Genomic DNA, 16,603 nt, shown 5'->3' with positions numbered 1-16,603 from the left:
CTTCTCACTCGACGCCACCACCTCTCCGCCCTGAACAGCAAAGACACATGACACCCAAATGAGAACTGTCAGTGACACCGAAATGAGAAGTCGCAGGCAGGCCATCGACCCCGCCGAAGCCATCAGCGGCAACGCGATCGTCGTGGACCCGCAGGACGCAACGGCCGCCGCCCAGGCATACCTGCAATCCGCCGGCGCCACCGGCACGGTCAGCGTGTCCGGCGACGGCAAGACCCTCAGCGTCGTCGTCACCGGCTCCTACGACACGAAGTTCCTGTCGGCGGTTGGCATCGGCTCCCTGTCGGTGACCGGCCACGGCAAGGCGACCCTCCTGCACGGCGTCACCGCTCCTGAAGGAACCTGATGCGCACCACCCCCTCCCCCGCCGCGACAGCAGGCCGCACCCTGGGCCGTGTCCTCAAGGCCATGCTGAGCCTGATCGTCCTGACGGTCGCGGTCGCCGGGCTGCCGCTGCTGCTGACCTGGGCCACCCCTGCCATCTGGGCTTCCACCCACGACGACCTCGCACACCTGCTGGACCGGCAGGACACTGGCGCCGTCTTCCTGCTGCTGCTCGTCGCGGTGGGATGGACCGGGTGGGCCCAGTTCGCGTTCTGCGCTGTGCGGGAGCTCATCGCGCAGCTGCGCGGCCGGACGTGGCACGCCCCGCGGGGGCTGGGCTCCTCGCAGCGAGCCGCGGCCCTGCTGATCGGCAGCATCCTGGTCCTGCTGCCTACCAGCTCGGCTCTGGCCTCCGACGCACAGGCCGCACCAGCCACCACCGCGGCGCACATCCCCGGCCAGACGACACCCGCCCCACATACCACTGGCCCCGATCAGGCCCACGCGTCTGCAGCGAGTACCTCGGCGTCCCGCACGTCGTACACGGTCCGCGAGACGCGGCCGGCGGAGAGCCTGTGGGCCATCGCCGAGCGGGAACTGGGAGACGGCGAGCGTTGGCAGGAGATCGCCGACTTGAACGAGGGCCGGGCCATGGTCGACGGCCAGGTCTTTCGCGCGAGCAGCTTTCTGCAGCCTGGCTGGCAGCTGCAGATGCCCGATCCCGGCGAGACTGCGGGAGGCCTCCGGACGCAGCTGGACGACGCCCCGGCTGCCGACGAGGAGAGCGAGCACGTCGTCACGGTCCAGTCCGGCGACTACCTGTCGAAGATCGCCGAGGACGAGCTCGGCGACGGCAACGACTGGCCTCGACTGTTCGATGCCAGCCGCGGCAAGCCGCAGCCGGACGGCCTGCCCGCCATCACCGACCCGGACCTGATCCGCCCCGGACAGCAAGTCAGCGTGCCCGGAATCCAGCCTGGGCAGAAGCCCCAGGAGCACGCCCCCAGCGAGGAATCGGGAAGCACGGAGACAGCTCCCCCTGCCGTCGCGAAGCCGGACGCGACGCAGGACCCGGGGGCGGGCGCGGGCGCGGGTGAGGAGCAGGCGCCCGCGCCCAGCCACACCGCACCAGCTGTGCCCGATGCGTCGGCCCCCAGCGCCTCGCCAAGCAGTAGTGCGCAGCAGCCCGGGCAGGATCAGGTCTCTCCGTCTGCATCGGCCTCTGCAGCACCCCGGCCCACCGCCTCGGCCTCCGCTGTCCCACCGTCGGCTGATTCAGCCGGCTCCGCTGCCCCGTCATCCGCTTCTGCGGCCTCCCAGGCGCCGACTCCGACCAGCAGCCCGCTGAACCTGCGAACCGTTCTCGGCGCCGGGGCGCTGCTGGCGGCCGCCATCACTGGTGCCCTCGCTCTGCGCAGGACGCTGCAGCGGCGGCGCCGCAAGCCTGGCGAGACGATCGCGATCGCGCCGGAACCGTCCACGGCGGAGGCTCAGTTGGCGGCGGCCGCCGAGCCTGGCGGAGCCGCCCGCCTGGACGTGGCACTTCGGACACTCGCCCACCAGCTCGCTCGCCCAGAGAGCAGCGGAGCTCTGCCGGCGCTTCGGGCGGCGCGGATCGGATCCCGCACGCTTCAGGTGCTGCCCGAGGACCTCGCCCAGGAGGCAGCAGCGCCCTTCGTAGCCGGGCAGGGAGGCTGGTGGGTCCTGCCCTCTGACGCCGTCCTCCTGGACGAAGAGGCCGCCCGCGAGGTGCCGGCACCGTATCCGGGACTGGTCACCACCGGCACCACCGAGACCGGCGATCTTCTGCTGCTCGATCTCGCGCAGGTGCCCGCGCTGCTGCTGGACGGCAGCCCGGTCCACATCACCGAGGTGTGCACCTCACTCGCTCTGGAGCTCGGGATGAGTCCGTGGGCGAGCGAGGTCGAGGTCGTCGTGATCGGATTCGGTGAGGACCTGCCGCAACTGCTGCCCACCGCGCGGATCGCCCACATGCGGCAGGCCGAGCACGCGCTGCGCGATCTGTCCGAGCGGCTGCTGGAAACGCATCAGATGCCCGAGACCCTGCGTCAGCCGTATCTGCTGCTGTGCGCGGCCTCGCTGGACGCAGACACGGCCTGGCAGTTCGCCGATGTGATCAGCAGGTCCGGCTCGGTGCCCGTCACACTCGTCGCCCCGGCGAGTTCCGCCGCCGCACACTTCCCCGAGGCCGAACTCCTCAACGCCTCCGTCACCGAGCCGCAGCACCTCGACCACGCCGGCATCGACATCACCGTGCAGCGCCTGGAGCACGCCGCCTACGTGCAGATCACCACCGCGCTGAAGGTGTCAGGGGAGCCCGCCTGCCCAGCCGAGGGACCCTGGCGAGATCTCCCGGAAGAGCCGGAGGGGGCGCCGCATTCGCTCATGGCGGAGGAGTCCATGGTGCCGGCGTCCGTGTCGACGAGCCCCGCGCATGCGCAGAACGAGAGCAGCGATGGGTTTGCGGCTCTGGTCGCCGCCACCACGGATCCGTCCGGACTGCGTCTCCTGCCCGCCGCCACGGTGCCGGGGCAGGACGACGGTGAGTCTGGTCCAGGAGCCGGAGCAGCATTCTCGCCGACGCCGGAGCCCAAGGCTCTTGATGATGTCGAGGACGCGGGCGAGAACGCGGACTTGGCCGACGGCTACGAGGGGCCGCAGGCGGAGGGAGTCGAGGCGCATGCCCTGCACGCGCCGGAGATCCGGGTCTTGGGTCCGGTCGAGGTTACCGGCGTGGACAGCACCGGCCACGGGCCGCGGATGGCGCAGCTCGCCGCGTTGCTCCTGTTCCGGCCAGGGCGCAGTGCCGACGTGCTGTGCTCCGACATGGATCCCGTCAACCCGTGGTCGGCGAGCACCCTCAACGCCCGGGTAGGGGGCCTGCGTCGTTCCCTGGGCAGCGATCCCTCTGGCAATCCCTTCGTGCCACGCCGCAGTTCCGGCGAGGATCCCTACCAGCTCTCCCCCAGTGTGCGATGCGACTGGACCCGCTTCCTGCAACTCGTTGAACGCGCCCTGCCGATGGGTCCCACCGGTCTGCCTGATCTGGAGAAGGCGCTCGGCCTGGTCCGCGGCAAGCCGTTCGGCGGCAAGCCGCTGCCCTGGGCCGAGCCCTACCAGCAGGAAATGATCACGCGGATCATCGACGTCGCGCACTCTGTGGCCACGTACCGCACGTCACCAGGTCCGCACCATGACCTCAGCGCGGCGCGACAGGCCGTCGCGACCGGTCTCGACGTCGACCCCACAGCAGAGTTGCTGTATCGCGACTGGCTCCGGATCGAGCACGCGGCCGGGAACCGGCAAGGACTGCATACCGCCATCACCCGCGTGCAGCAGGTCAACCGGTCACTGGACTGCTCCCTGGAGACGGAGACCGAGGCCCTCATCCACGAACTCCTCAACGGCGATGGGGCTGTACAACGCAAAGTCCTTTAGGCGTTGCACGGGTCGTTGCCGCAGCCCATCACTGCGCGCGGGAGGCGACGTCGCGGGCTGCGTAGGCGAGGAGTTCCTTGATGGCGGCCTCGTTGGAGACGGGAGGGCGTGACCGCCACTCGACCAGGGTGTCCCGGATGGTCTGCGCCACGGCTCGCGCGTCCTGCTCCAGGTCGTCATCGAGGTCCGTCACGTCGCCGCTGGCAGTTCGCCCCGTGATGATGACAGGCCCGGTCAACGGGTACAGGGGCATGCCGCGCCAGGCACTCGCCAGGGCCCATGCCGCCAGGTTCTGGTGCAGCCCGAGGTGCAGGCCGTTGCCATGGATGTGCAGTAGGACCCGATGGTGATACGTCCCTTGGTCGACGGTGTCGGATCCAAGGTGCTTCCGGATCGCGGAGTGCGCAGCGGCCTCCGACAGGGTGAGGTCTGTAACCGTGGCATCCGGATCGATGCGCAGTGCGCGCATGAGTCCTCCTCGTCTGTTCAGGGGCGGGCGATGCGCAATGGGCATGGAATGGAAGGGGCGCGCAGCCCTGCGCATTGATCACCAGGTGTGCGCAATGCCCGCCTGACCAGGTATTTCTTCCGATTGCGCAGCTCTCTGTGATTGACGTGGCCACGGATGCGCACAGGGTCTGCGGTGACAGTTCTACTGCCGGGAATTGGCGTGGTGCCGGTTGAGTGCCTGCCAGCGACGCTCGAAGTCGGTGGCGCTTTCGGCGATGTAGTCCGCGCTGACGGACTTGTTGTATTGCGCAGTGATTCCGTGGGTTGCGCAGGCCTGCGCAACGGCGTCGGCAGGCGGTTGGTCATTGCGCACGCGGTGCTCAGCCCAGAGGTTGTAGACGCGGAACGGCAGGAGGTAGCGGCGCAAGGTGGAGGCGCTCACGGGTTTCCCGCCTCGGCCGTAGAGGCCCTTCGTAGCCAGGAACTCGGATAGCTGCTCGGCCCTTTCCGGTTCGGCGCCATGCTCTGCCTGGTACTCCAGCCACGCCAGGTAGTAGCGGTCAACGGTAGTGAGGGCTGCGGACTCCTCCGGGACCACCTCCTCCCGCGGCGAGTCACCGATAGCGGCGCTCACTCGCGGGTGAGGGATCTCCTTAGCGGCCTGCGCACCCGTAGCGACGGGCGCCGCCTCGGTCGCCTCTTGCAGCCAAGGACTCTGCGCAGCGCCTTGCTCGCCGAGATCGGCAGTGGTCTCTGCAGCAGCCGGCTCGCTGCTGGCGAACTCGCGCTGCTCAAAGATCGCAACGAAGGCCACCAAGTCTTGGCCGTTGATGGGCCGGCCGCCCTCGCCTGTGATCGAATCTCGCTCGTACACGTACGCGGCAAGGGCAGCGGCATCCGGAGGCGTGCCGAATTCCTGCGCGTAGGCACGCCAGGCGCTGTGAAAGTAGTCGTGCCATGACTGGTCCGTTGGCTCCGCGCCGTCTGTGGCGGCGTGCTGTTTGTCGAGCGCGTAGCGCGTCTGGAGCACCTGGAGCAGGGGCTGGACCTGGTCCTCGGAGAGCGGGTCTCCGGATCCTGTAGAGATGCCGTAGGTGTCGCGGAGCCAGAAGGCCCACTGCGTCGGAGTCGGCTCGATCTGGAACTGGGTGAGGAACGCCTGGTAAGCCTCAGCGAACCGCTCAGCGGCCGCCTCGGTCGATTCCCGTGAGACTCGCTCGGGGGCGGCATTGGAAACGGGTGCCTGGGCCGGCTCCGTCTCCGCGGTCTCCAGCTCGACCGTTCCCACCCCGTGCTCTTCCACGGCCTGGGGGGTGGGATCGCCCGCTGGTGTCGGGGCGGATGCTTGCTCCACGGAGAATTGGATTGGCAGCTTCTCGATACCGGCGGCAGCAAGGCCGGCAGGCGCGGTTTCGGCGAGCGGGACCCCGTACCGGGCCAGCCGCAGCGGCATTAGTGCGTCGATCGGAGCCTTGCGGCGCCAGGCCCGGCCGAAGCGGGAGCGGAGGCTGGCCTGGTAGACCAGGCGTTCCTGCTCCAGCTTGATGACTTGCTCGTAGGAACGAAGCTCCCAGAGTTTCATCCTCCTCCACAGCAGGAATGTGGGACCGGGCGAGAGGAGCCAGCGTGTGAGGCGCACGCCCTCCATGTGCTTGTCGGCGGTGATGTCGGCGATGCGACCGATGGCGTGGCGCGCGGCCTCGACGGCGACGACAAACAGGATCGGGATGACGGCGTGCATGCCGACACCGAGCGGGTCGGGCCAGGCCGCCGCGCCGTTGAACGCGATCGTCGCGGCGGTCAGCAGCCAGGCCGTCTGCCGTAGGAGGGGGAAGGGGATGCGGATCCAGGTGAGCAGCAAGTCCAGGGCGAGGAGGACGCAGATGCCCGCGTCGATGCCGATCGGGAAGACGTAGCTGAAGTCCCCGAAGCCCTTCTTGACTGCCAGCTCGCGGACGGCCGCGTACGAGCCCGCGAAGCCGATACCGGCGATGATGACGGCGCCGAACACGACCACGCCGATCAGGACCCGATGCGCTCGGGTCAGCTGGGGTGTCTCGCCAGTCCCCGCAGCCACGTCCCACTCCCCTATCCAAGCCACACAACTGAGCAGCTCTCACACTCCCACGACCTGGGGCAGGTTGTGGACTGTCAGGGTGGGCAGGGCTCGGATCGTCTACGAAAAGTGATCGTCGGAGACTCTCAGGGGTACTTCCCCGCCGTTCCGCTGGACCGCAGCGTCCTGCCTCTCGGCCTTGCGGTGCCTCGGAATGTCGCTGGTCTGGGTGGACTCAGTTGCGTGAGACGCGCGCCTTCGGAGAGGCGCGAATGTCGGACAGCTCCCCCGGGCGGACGACACGATGTCTGTGTGTCAGATCCAGCAGCTCTTTACGCCCTCGTCGGCGCCTTGGCTGGGGCCGCGCTAGGTGCCGGCGCCACTGTGGCCGCCCCACTGATCACGGGCCGCCACGCGAGGCGCCTCCAGGAACAGGCCCGAAAGGATGCGGAACAGGAGAAGCGGCGAGTAAGGGAGGAGGCCGAGTTCTCGCGGCTCATGGCGCTGCGCCGGACTAGCCGTGAAGTCCTGCTCCTCCTGGATGACGGGCGACAGGACGCGGAACGAAGGGCCCTTGAGCCTGAGGAGTTCTTCCCGGCCCTGCGTGCGGCGATGCGCGAAATGCGGGACGCCGCCGACGCCCTCGAGATCGACGGCATGAGGTTCAGCCACTCCCCCAGCACTCCGGAGATTCGCGGGCTCCGCCGCCCCCCACCGGAGACGAAGGCAATGAAGGACCTCACAGACGGTGTGCGCGCGATGGAAAGGATGCTGCGCGACTCCTGTAACCAGGAGTCCAGGCCTTGGCGTGGGCCTTCTGGCCTACGAGACATGTACCTGATCCTGGAGATGGCCCGGTACAGCCTGATTGGCGCGCTCTCGGTACGTATGGAGGAGCTGGGTGGCGGTCCAGACGATGGATTCCCGCGGAACCTACGGACCCGCCGTTCCTCGGAGCCGTCTGATCCCTCGGCAGCTCAGCCAGCCCCCTCTGCCGGCGAATGAGTCGATGGGTCGCTGCGGCATGCCGAGTCGGCAGGTCCGATACTCCTGCTGTGTCATTAAAGGTCCGTTTGCACTCACCTCTCGGGGGGTGATTGCGGCGCAATCACCCCCCGAGACGACGGAACCCGTTCCGATGCCCGATAGGCTCACGGCCGCGTCAACTTCTGCTTTCTTACGGAGAAGCCCATGCCTCAGAAACCCGGCCTCAAGCGGGACCTCGCCTCAGAGAGGGCTGCACGCAAGGCGGCCACCCAGCAGGCACGTCTCGTACCGCAGGGGCTGCCGACCGCGCATCCCAATCAGCTGATGCCGAGTCCGGAGAATGGGCGTAAGAAGCTCCTTAGGATCGACGAGCTGGCGGCCACCCTCCGGACGGACGGGATGAACACCGCAATGACGGTGATCCCGCCGGACGTGTACATCGACCTCTATCCGCAGCACAAGGAAGCGGTCGAGGCGCAGGTAGCGAAGGGAGCCCTGTTCGTTGTCCATCACGGGCACCGGCGGCTGGCTGCTGCGCTGAAAGCTGGGCTGACCGAGGTTCCGATCCTGGTCCGCCGCGAGGTGCCGAGCCTGCGCATCGCAGCCATCCAGGAGAACCTCCAGCGGATGGCCCTGAACCCGATCGAGGAAGCCCTGGAGTTTCAGGGTGCGCTTGAGGAAAAGGACGACGCGGGCAAGCAGTTGTCTCAGCGGGAGCTGGCGAAGCGCGTCGGTTGCTCTCAGACCTACGTCTCGCATCGTGTCGCTCTTCTACGGCTTGTGCCGGCACTCCAGCAGGCAACTATCGACCACTGGTTGAAGGAGCAGCAGCTCCTCGACACGGACGATGAGTCCAACGAGCGGATCCTGTTGCCGGTTCGCGAAGCTGCGACGGTCTTCGCCCGGCTGCGCCCGGATCTCCAGGACGCGTTCGTCCGGGGGGACCTGACGTCATCGCAGGCTGCTCTCGTCAGCAAGCTTCCGGACGAGCAGCAGGCGATTCCGGAGGCCACAGATGATTGCGCCGCAATCACTGAGGAGGCGTCCACGTCGACTGTGGCGAGGCTGCCGGAGCCCCGACCGAGCGAGGAGGCCACGGGGGAGGCTCCGCCTGAGACTCACTCGCGGCAGCCGGCAGCCGCACGTCCTGAGCCCCGCCCTGCGGCCGAAGGCACGTCGGGGGAGCAGCGTTCAGCCCCGCAGACGGAAGCTGCCAGTTCCTCGCTAGCGACGGAGCCTGAGCCTCGCGGTGTGATCGTCGTGCGTGGCATCGCAGATCTGGCTGCCAGAATCAGGGAGCTGCTTCAGGAGGACGAGATTGAGGAGCTGAGGGGGCATCTCTCGTCCTGAACTCGAGCGTCCAGGTCGCCCCACCGGTGCTGCCCGGTGGGGCGACTAGTTTTTGCGGCTGCTCGCCCTGTAACGTGCGGGCCGGTACTTGCATCGTCTTCGGGGTTCGCCGCCGGAGCGCGGCGCCATCCGTGAAACGGCCCGTGATTGCGGCGCAATCATCCGGCGCCAGCAGCACCACACCCAGGATCCACCGTCCGAAGGCAACGCTGCCCAACCGCGGCTCCCTCCTTCGGACCCGGCTCCCTCGCGATTCAACACGCACGACCCCATGCGGGAGTGATTGCGCCGCAATCACTCGTGGAGGCTCCTCATGAATTCGTCCCTGAACCGCGCCGCTGCATCGGCAACGGCTAGTCGTATTGCCCGCGTTCTCGCTCTCACGAATCAGAGCGGCGGCGCCGGGAAGACAACCTCGGCAGTGAATATCGGGGCTTGTGCGGCCGACCTCGGCTTTACGACGCTGGTGATCGATGCCGATGCCCAGTGTGATGCTTCGGCGGCCGTCGGCTACGACAGCCCGGACGACATTCCCAACCAGGCCAACCTCTATGACGTTCTCACGGGAGCGGCCAAGATTGAGGAAGCGGTAGCACCGGCCCTCGCCGGCCCGTATGGGGAAGACGGCACCAAGCCGATTCCCAACCTGTTCGTGGTACTCGGATCCAGTTCTCTGGAAGAGGCCGAGCAGCTGCTGGCGCCGAAGACTGGCCGCGAGTTCTGGCTGCGATCGCAGCTGGATCGTATCCGCGACACCTATGACCTGATCCTGATCGACTGCCCCGGCAATCTCGGTTTGATCGTCGTGAACGCCATCGTGGGGTCGGACGAGGTCGTGGCCTGCGTGAAGCCGGGGTGGAAGGAACTCCGTGCCCTGACTCGCATGGAGGCCAAGATCGACGAAATTCGAGACACGTTCTCCGCCATGGGTGCTGCGGCCGAACTGTCCAACATCCTGATCGTCGACTGCCCCACCACTCGGAACCAGGGCGCCGTGTACGACGACAGTCAGCAGCAGGCGAAGGATGCCTACGAGGAGCTTGTCCTCCCCACCGTGCGACGTAGCCCGCGCATCCCCGAAGCGTACGCAGCGCAGAAGGTGCTGCGCTTCTATGACCCTGTAACTGAGAACCCTTCGAAGCTCACCGCAGAGACGGCGCTGTCCGCCACTGACGACTACTACCTCGTGACTCAGGCACTGGGATTCACGCGGAAGTGATTGCCCCGCAATCAGCTCCTTCGTCGAGGCGGTCCGAGTCGCTGGTCAATAGCCCGTGGGTCCTCAGCACGATGGTGCCGACCGTGTAGTCCAGATCCCTACGGTCCGGAAATGCGTCACGCGCTGACACCCGTGTGCACGTCAGCTAGCAGGGGCTAACCTCCGTGCAGAGTGCTAGGCCAAAACGTCGATGCGCTCTCTGCACGCGTTCAGGATGGCACGGAGGTCATCACGCGCCGGGTCGGCTGCCTCGGGATTGCCTGCCTCGATGCCGACCAACACTTTCCTCTCCAGATCGGCTATCGCATCGTCGGCGAGGAGAGGGAGCGTGAGTAGACGGTAGCCGCTGTCTACGGTGGTGCAGAGGTCAAGCTTAAGGACATCCCAGCTGCGGCGGGCCGCCATCCGCTTGTCGGCCCCTTTGTCGCCGGCCTCAGGACTGGTACGCGACCTCGGGCGCCAGTTCCTCAGCTTGCCCGCCGTCTGCTTGGGACCTCTCACATCGTCGAGCTCGTCCATGTCCCGCAGTAGCTTCTGCACGTCGGCGTGGGTCTGCGTGCACAGCTTGCGCGCCCGCGCGAAAGTCTTGTGCGTGATCACGGCCATGGCGACCATGAGCGTCGGGGCAGTAGAGATCAGCGGTGCCGGGTAGGTGGAGACAAACCGTTCGCTCAGAAAAGCGGCGACTGCGCCGATACCGGCCGCGTTCGCGATGGTCCGGAAAATGGCGGCCCGCCGAATGCGGCTAGGGAGCCGTTGAAGTGCGAAATCCTTTGGCTCAGCCCACCGTGCGGCCAAGGGAACCACGAAGTAGATCAAGCCCAACGATGTAGTGGCGGCGCGGTAGTCAATCGGCTGGGCCACTCCCCAGGCGGCCTTGACCGCGGTAGACGCAGCTTGCCATAGGAGGAGCGTCAGGAAGACCGCCAACGCGGCTACCTTCTGGTTCCCCTCACGTAGCGGATTCTCGTCTAAGAACCGCTTCCAGGCCGGCAGCCCGCAGACTGCTACACCCCAGCCGCAGAGGAAGATGACCAAGCCGAGACGCTGTTGGGAGCTCTCGTAGAGGGTGTTGCCGTAAGCGACGGTCGGCAGGCCGAGGGGAGCCCAAACAAGCTTCCAGTGGGCACGCACACGGACGACGCTTCGCTGTCACAGTGTCATGGATCCAACTGTGAGAGCGCGCGCTGGGCACCGGGAACGATTTGAGGCAGGTCAGAGGGTTGCAACGGCAAGGGACACCTAGGCCGTGTTCTAGGTGATCAATTTCAAGGGATGCCTGCGGAGGGTGTGGGGGTAGGCGGCGGCCGAAGCCGCCGCGAGACGGTCAGGTGGCGGGCTGCCGACCCTAGTTGTCGAGGTGGCAGCGGGCGGTCAGGCGTCAGGGTCGACTTCGGGGTGCGTGAACCGCACGGGCTTGCCCAGCGACCGGGCGTAGGCGATTTCGGCTCGGGTGCTGTCTCCGATGTAGTCGCCGACTACGAGCACTTCTTCAGCGAGCCGGATCTTCGCCCGGTGCAGATCGTCGAGTCGAACCTTCAGCGCCTCGGCCCCGACAGGATCGGCCCAAAGTTCGTGCGGCGACTTCATGTCACAGCCCGGTTTGACGACAATCTTTCCGGCTTTGGTCTCCCGCAGATCGGCCTCGTTCATCTCGGCCATGAAACGGGTGGAGCCGCAGATCACAACGATGTCCGGGAGGCTCAACAGCTTCTTCGCGTCGGCAAGCTTCTCCTCGGGGGCGAGCAGTTGCGGGTATGACACTGGTTCCTCCTGGTGGTGTGGTCCAAGGCGTGCCTGCGGAGACGACTTGTGGTGCTGGCCCGGGAAGATATAGATGCAGGCTGGCAGCTCAGCGTGAGACGACTTCAGCTGCTGCTTCGTAGGCGAGCTGGGCATCCACGCTGGCGCCTGGGAGCCGACCAGTCGCTCGCTCGGCCTTCCGCAAGTGCCGGACCGCAGCCGCGACATAGGTCTCGAGACTTACGAGTTGGGTCGGGGTCTGGCAGCTGGGAAGCACTGAGGCGATCTGATCCAACCAGTAGGTGACGTCGTCGCCATCGTCCAGGCCTGCCCGCTGCTCGATCAGACGGTGGGCGACTGGAGCGAGAAGTCGATGCCGCCGTGCGGCTTCTTGCTGAGCGCGCCGCTCGGCAGCGGCGCGGGCAGCTGCCTGCTGCTCCACTCTCTGGACCGCTTCAGGAGTGCGGCGTACGGGGGTCTCCTCAGAGGAAGCGTCGTTGAGGACGGCTGCTTGCAAGCGTCTCGCCTTGTTGTACGCGGCGCTCGGGGCGTTCACCGCGAGCGCCGCCGCCAGCACTGCCCAGCCAGCGCCCGCAGCGCGGGCGTGATCGATCGCCTTCGACTGGTGGAGGTCGGCCTGCTCGCGGATGTACTCCCATAGCATCACGCGCCGGACAGTGGCCGTACGTCGCGCCTGCTCGTCCTTGAGGGCGTCGGCGTGGGATTCAAGGTAGAGCAGAGCCCGGAACAGCTCGGCATCTGCCGCCATCCGCCCAATGTCCGGGTCCTCGGCGTCCTCGTGCAGCTTCCGCAACTCGCCGACCATGGCCTCGAGGGTCTGGGTGTCGAGTCGTCCGATCCTGACAGGGGGCTTGTTCAGGGGCTTCGTAGGAGCAGCCGGTCTCCGGGCGGGGCGTGCCATGGGTATGAGTCTGCCCTCTGGGAGCGATTCACATTCTGTGAATCGGGCAGATCGACCCGCTTTCCGTGCCCGTATTGTCGGACCACAGTGAAGAGTTCAGTAGCGCAAGGAACAGTCAGTCGACGGTTCACCCAGGGCGATTGACCGTTCAGTTCGCAGGTCAGAGCCTTGCGGATGACAGTCGGGCGACCGGGCGGAAGCTGTACTGAACAGATGGGTGCGCAGACCGGGGCCGCGGGGTACGCACCCATCCGTTCAGCACGCAGGCAGGTAATCGGGCACTGACCTCTTCACCGCGGTCCAACAGCGTGATTGAGCAGAGTCGTTGTCGCTCGCTGCTCGCAATCCGTCCGGCGGGACGGTGTATCTGCGGCAGCCATCGCTGTTCAGCTGGCATCGCAACCAATGCCGTCCCCATCGTTGTCGAGTCGGTGGGGGTCCTCGGGGCCGACCCAAACGGGGCCGGACAGATCGGAGCAGTCCACGTCGGGGACACCGGCCGGTGGGCCGTCCGGCAGGTTCGGATGCGCTGGTGTATCCGGGGCGGGTGTGTCGGATGGGGTGGGGGAACTGCTCGAGACGTCCGGGCAGGCGCTCCACAAGCCGGCGTTGGCTTGGCGGGCTGTGTCCTCAGCGCCAGAGATTCTGCTCCAGTACTTGTCATTGGGAGGGTAGAGGGCGGCCTTGGCGTGCCCGCTTCGGACCAGGGATTCGTTGACGAAGGCGCCCTGCTCGTTCCACAGGTACAGGAGGTAGCGGTCGTATCGGTCGACGAGCTCCGCGTCACGTTCGGCGCGGGCGCGGCTGCCCGGCGGCAGCAGTGCGGCGGTGCGGGCGGTCGCGTCGTCGGCGAAGCAGGCTCCCTGTTCCGGGGTGTCGATCTCCAGCAGCCGTACGCGGGCCACGTGGCCCTTTGGGACGACCTGGCCGTCGCCACGGACCTCGATGGTGTCGCCGTCGATCACGCGGAGTACGACGACGCCGTCCTGCGGCGTCTTCGGTGGTGTGGTGCTTGGCGTCTGTGGATCACCGCGTGGCGCTTGTGGTTGCGATCGCGTGGGTGGAGCTGTGGGTGATGCTTCCTCCGACGTCGAATCGGACACCTTGTCCTGTTCTTCCCCCAAGAGTGTTCCCAAGGCGCCGAAGCCGAGGAGAAGGCAGAAGAGGAGCAGGCATGCGGTGATCCAGGGGTGCTTGAAGCGTCTGCCTCCCTGCCTACGGGGCTGTCGGCGCCGACGCTGCCAGGCACGCGGATCTGGGGGAGTCTGTGGGCTCATGCCGCCCTCCAAGGGCGGGTGAATCTGCATTTTCAGTACACCACCGCCTCGCGATGCCCGCACGGCACGGTGCTTGGCTGCGTATAAATCAGATGGTGGCTCCGGCTTCGACTTCCCGGGCGCGCCGACCGGCTCGTCGTGGCCTCAAACACAAAAGGGCCCGCACGCCCCGAGCTACACGGGGTGTACGGGCCTTTGATGTGTCCGGCAGTACGGATCAGGACGGTCAGGTCGCGGATGCCATGGCGGTGGCGTCCTTCAGGCGTCGCTGCCGTTCACGCGCTCGTGGATGTCGATGAGGGTGGCGATGGCGTCGGGGTTGTCCGCCAGGCCGACCCACTGCCCGAGCGCGGTAAAGACGGGGACCTGGTCGCGGTCGGCGTCGAAGATGACGCAGTAGTCGCCGTACCGGTCCATCACCATGTCCCGCAGGACCGGGATGAGTCCGGTGTCCAGGACCTCTAGGGCGTCGATGGTGAGCCGGGCGGGCTCGCCGGGTGCCGACGGCTGGGCCAGTGTGCCCGTGGCGCGCAGCAGGTCGCCGGGCTGTATGCCGTTCAGCAGCTCGTGGGTGATCCGGGGATTGCTGCTGGTGCAGGTGACGACCGTGTCGGGGGCGTCGTCGTCGAGGGTGTCGATGTCGTCGGGCCGGACGATCAGGGTGAAGGTGGCGGTGCCGTGCGGGCCGGGGGCGGGTATGGCGTCGGCCCAGCCGTTGACGGCGCAGTGCTTGGTGTTCATCAGCGGGCCTCCGCCAGGGGCTTGGTGGGGTGAGGGGCTCGGGGTCGGGTGGTGCGCTGGGCGATGTCCAGCAGCTCGCGGTTGCGTCGTTTCTGGGCGTCGGTGAGCGGGCGGGCGTTTGCGCCGTGGCGGTGCCAGAGCGGGGAGGCGGGCGGCTCGGGGTAGGCGAGGTCGTGGTCGACGTCGCGTCGGGTGCTGCTCAAGGGAGCCTCCAAGTGGAGGGGGTTCGGGGCGTGGTCGTCGTCGCGCCGGCGTTTGGGCTGATGTCGGATGCGAGCCGTCCGAGGCGGGCTTCGGTGGGGTTCGCGGCACTCCAGTCCTCAGCGCACGCCTTGCGCGGGCTCGCCGTAGTGGGAGCGCACGGGCGTGGGCTGGTCGCACAAGCACGCAGGGGCGGTCCGGCCAGCGGTCGCGCCATTCGAGGAGGGCGTCGGGAACCGGATCAGGCCCGGAAGTCGGGCAGTTGCTGGAGCACCTGTGCCACAAGGTCCGGCGCTGGTTTCCAGGCCGGCAGGGCGCCCGTGGCGGGCACGGGCAGGGCGATCTCCTGGACGTCGGCGAGGACCAGGTGGTGCAGTTCGCGCTCCGCCCAGCGGCTGGTGCACTGCTCGGGTCCCCGGTCCAGGTGGCAGTCGGTGAGACGGGCGACGCCGATGACCGCACCGAGGTGGAGTTCGCGGCCGCGGATCGCGGTGGCGACCAGCGGGTCGCGCAGCATGGCGGGCTCCGGCTTCTTCTTTCCGGCGTGGATGAGGACCCAGCCGCGCCACGGCCAGTGCACGGGCCGGTTCTCCGGGCTCTTCCCGGCGAGGATGCAGGTTGCCCAGGGCTGGCGGATCGTGATGCCGCGGATCCAGTCGCCTTCCGGCAGTACGGCGGTGGGGGTGCTCATGCAGCCTGCCCCCACATCGCCGTGCCCGGGCGGCCCGCGCGCCGGCCGTTGATGGACGGCCCGCTCTCGTGGTCCTGGGTGGCGAGGTGTGCGCGGCCGGAGTGCTTGCCGTCGTAGAGGGCCGCGTCGGCAGCACGCTGCAACGCGGGCAGGTCACGGGTGCCGATCAGGTCCGGGGTCGCGGCGCCGACCGAGGCGGCGACGTCGACACGGCGGCCGTCGTCCAGGACGACCGGCGTGTGCAGCATGCGAACCAGCTGCGCGAGGCGCTGCTCCAGGCGTGCGGCGGGCAGCTCCACGACGACGGCAAACTCGTCGCCTCCCAGGCGGCCGACGGATGCACGCGGCCCAGCCCAGGCAGTGAGCCGGGCAGCGGTGGCGGCCAGAACGGCGTCCCCGGCCGGGTGACCCATCGTGTCGTTGACGGACTTGAAGTGATCCTGGTCGACCATGATTACGGCCACGTCGTCGCCGTGGCGGGCCAGGAGCCGACGGGCGCGGGCGGTGTAGGAGTCGCGGCGCAGCAGACCAGTCAGCGGGTCGCGGCGGGTGGCGGCGAGCTGCTTGTGCAGCGCGACCGCGTGGACCGCCCAGCCGGTCAACGGCACGACGGCGGTGGTCAGTAAGAGGGTGCGCTGGCCGATCCGGCCCTGAACACGCAGGAGGGGCGACATACTTGGGTTCTCCGTCTTGTCTCGTACGGGATGGACGGGCCCGGGACAGGCGGTTGGGTTTGAGACGCGCGGTCGTCTGTCCCGGGGCGGAGCTATAGCTCGTAGGACGTGGAGTTGAGCCAGCTGTACGGGCTCCTCCAGGGGCCGGCCTTCGCGGCGGACCAGTCGGGCTCCCAGCCGGGCCGGTAGCCGCAGGCGCCCCAGCCGTCGGGGCGCCCGTGAGGGATCTCGAGTCCGGCTTCCTGCGCGGCGCGTGCCGCGTCGTAGACCTCGTGCGCTGCCTGGACGGCGGCGCTACGGCTGTCGGCCTGGCCGGTGAAGACATGAATACCGTGCCGACCGGGGGTCTCGGTGCTCCGTATGGGGACGTCGACCTCGTAGTACGGGTGGGCCATGACGTCCGTCTCCTTTCGTGATCGCGGTGGTGAGGGGCCACCGCGACCGCCCCGGCCCCGACGCGTGGCCGGGTGCCGGGGCGGCACGGAGCGTCC

15 protein-coding genes and 1 pseudogene are annotated in these 16,603 nt (G+C 67.8%); 4 read left to right on the top strand and 12 right to left on the bottom strand.

Features of this window, described 5'->3' with window-relative positions; translation table 11 throughout:
* Positions 1–85: 85 nt before the first annotated feature.
* Positions 86–364: pseudogene (locus ACZ69Q_RS44550) on the top strand (hypothetical protein); the annotation flags it as partial.
* Entirely contained in the window at positions 364–3,801 is a 3,438-nt protein-coding gene (locus ACZ69Q_RS44545) for a LysM peptidoglycan-binding domain-containing protein (protein WP_471054436.1), read from the top strand. The pseudogene ACZ69Q_RS44550 and the gene ACZ69Q_RS44545, both read left to right, overlap by 1 nt.
* A 28-nt stretch (positions 3,802–3,829) precedes the next feature.
* On the opposite strand, the gene ACZ69Q_RS44540 is transcribed toward ACZ69Q_RS44545, so the two are convergent.
* The 3 genes from ACZ69Q_RS44540 to ACZ69Q_RS44530 form a co-directional block, all read right to left on the bottom strand.
* Positions 3,830–4,270, bottom strand: a complete 441-nt coding sequence (locus tag ACZ69Q_RS44540) for a hypothetical protein (protein ID WP_471054435.1) — start codon at positions 4,268–4,270, stop codon at positions 3,830–3,832.
* Between the two features lie 183 nt (positions 4,271–4,453).
* Positions 4,454–6,328, bottom strand: a complete 1,875-nt coding sequence (locus ACZ69Q_RS44535; RefSeq protein WP_471054433.1) for a DUF2637 domain-containing protein — start codon at positions 6,326–6,328, stop codon at positions 4,454–4,456.
* A 345-nt stretch (positions 6,329–6,673) separates the two neighbouring features.
* Positions 6,674–6,979 carry a hypothetical protein gene (locus ACZ69Q_RS44530; protein ID WP_471054431.1) on the bottom strand — a complete coding sequence of 102 codons (306 nt, stop codon included), beginning with the start codon at positions 6,977–6,979 and terminating at the stop codon, positions 6,674–6,676.
* A gap of 519 nt (positions 6,980–7,498) precedes the next feature.
* Between ACZ69Q_RS44530 and ACZ69Q_RS44525 the strand changes: the two genes are divergently transcribed.
* Together ACZ69Q_RS44525 and ACZ69Q_RS44520 are read left to right on the top strand one after the other, a co-directional pair.
* A complete protein-coding gene (locus ACZ69Q_RS44525; RefSeq protein ID WP_471054429.1) occupies positions 7,499–8,644 on the top strand; it encodes a ParB/RepB/Spo0J family partition protein in 1,146 nt (381 codons plus the stop codon).
* Between the two features lie 313 nt (positions 8,645–8,957).
* Positions 8,958–9,863, top strand: coding sequence for a ParA family protein (locus ACZ69Q_RS44520; RefSeq protein WP_471054427.1), 906 nt, complete (start codon positions 8,958–8,960; stop codon positions 9,861–9,863).
* Between the two features lie 174 nt (positions 9,864–10,037).
* On the opposite strand, the gene ACZ69Q_RS44515 is transcribed toward ACZ69Q_RS44520, so the two are convergent.
* From ACZ69Q_RS44515 to ACZ69Q_RS44475, 9 genes are all read right to left on the bottom strand, one after another.
* A complete protein-coding gene (locus ACZ69Q_RS44515; protein ID WP_471054425.1) occupies positions 10,038–10,997 on the bottom strand; it encodes a hypothetical protein in 960 nt (319 codons plus the stop codon).
* A 240-nt stretch (positions 10,998–11,237) separates the two neighbouring features.
* Positions 11,238–11,627, bottom strand: coding sequence for a hypothetical protein (locus ACZ69Q_RS44510; RefSeq protein WP_471054424.1), 390 nt, complete (start codon positions 11,625–11,627; stop codon positions 11,238–11,240).
* A gap of 88 nt (positions 11,628–11,715) precedes the next feature.
* Positions 11,716–12,432, bottom strand: a complete 717-nt coding sequence (locus ACZ69Q_RS44505) for a hypothetical protein (protein ID WP_471054422.1) — start codon at positions 12,430–12,432, stop codon at positions 11,716–11,718.
* 482 nt (positions 12,433–12,914) lie between these two features.
* Entirely contained in the window at positions 12,915–13,493 is a 579-nt protein-coding gene (locus ACZ69Q_RS44500) for a thermonuclease family protein (protein ID WP_471054420.1), read from the bottom strand.
* Between the two features lie 570 nt (positions 13,494–14,063).
* On the bottom strand, positions 14,064–14,546 hold the full coding sequence (locus ACZ69Q_RS44495) for a hypothetical protein (RefSeq protein WP_471054418.1): 483 nt from the start codon (positions 14,544–14,546) through the stop codon (positions 14,064–14,066).
* A complete protein-coding gene (locus ACZ69Q_RS44490) occupies positions 14,546–14,749 on the bottom strand; it encodes a hypothetical protein (RefSeq protein WP_471054416.1) in 204 nt (67 codons plus the stop codon). Before ACZ69Q_RS44490 ends, ACZ69Q_RS44495 begins: the two co-directional genes overlap by 1 nt.
* A 239-nt stretch (positions 14,750–14,988) precedes the next feature.
* The gene (locus ACZ69Q_RS44485; RefSeq protein ID WP_471054414.1) at positions 14,989–15,438 is read right to left on the bottom strand and encodes an ASCH domain-containing protein; all 450 of its coding nucleotides are present in this window, start codon (positions 15,436–15,438) and stop codon (positions 14,989–14,991) included.
* Positions 15,435–16,112, bottom strand: a complete 678-nt coding sequence (locus ACZ69Q_RS44480) for a GGDEF domain-containing protein (protein ID WP_471054413.1) — start codon at positions 16,110–16,112, stop codon at positions 15,435–15,437. Before ACZ69Q_RS44480 ends, ACZ69Q_RS44485 begins: the two co-directional genes overlap by 4 nt.
* 92 nt (positions 16,113–16,204) lie before the next feature.
* Positions 16,205–16,507, bottom strand: coding sequence for a hypothetical protein (locus ACZ69Q_RS44475; RefSeq protein WP_471054412.1), 303 nt, complete (start codon positions 16,505–16,507; stop codon positions 16,205–16,207).
* Between the last annotated feature and the right edge of the window lie 96 nt (positions 16,508–16,603).

The sequence above is a fragment of the Streptomyces sp. NPDC036764 genome, assembly GCF_055609385.1.
The sequence above is the reverse complement of the archived record's forward strand: the minus strand, read 5'-3'. Positions and strand labels throughout refer to the sequence as shown.